Consider the following 583-nt stretch of genomic DNA (forward strand, 5'->3'; position numbering starts at 1 on the left):
TCAAATTATGGCTCAAGGTTTTTATCCTTATTTAACTGAAAAAGGAAGCGCTATTTATACAGCCTATATAAATGCCTAAATGAGTTTTAAGAAGTTTTGAAGCATTGGGTTTCTATTGTTTTTATTCCAAACCACAGATAGTGTTGTTTTTTGTTTCATTTTATCTAATTCAATAAACTGTAAATTTTCATTGTTGTTTGCAGCCAATGATTTGGGAACAATAGAAATACCAAAACCATTTTCAACCAACTTGTAGATAGAACCAGCGTGAATAGTATTATGTGATATTATAGGCAAGAACCCGCTATCGTCAAAAATCTGCATGACTTTTTCATAATACGAAGCACTGTATTTTGGGTCAAAAAGTATAAAAGATTCATTTTTGAAGGATTCCAAGTTTTTCAAAGATTTTGAACTTATTTTAAAAGACTTAGGTAACACCAAACAAAAATTTTCATTTAAAATAGGTTTTGTTTCTAAGTCTTTGGGCACACGCTCTAAGCGCACAAAACCCACATCTAAATCAAATGAAAGTAAATGTTTTATTTGTGTTTCATTATCAATTTCTTTCAAACTAAATACA

Annotated in this window: 1 protein-coding gene; it reads right to left on the reverse strand. The window is 29.5% G+C overall.

All coding sequences use genetic code 11. The features are described 5' to 3' along the window. Positions 1–75: 75 nt before the first annotated feature. The coding region (locus FUA24_RS10645; protein ID WP_246147014.1) for a LysR substrate-binding domain-containing protein at positions 76–583 on the reverse strand (508 nt) is incomplete at its 5' end.

This window comes from Seonamhaeicola marinus (assembly GCF_008085455.1).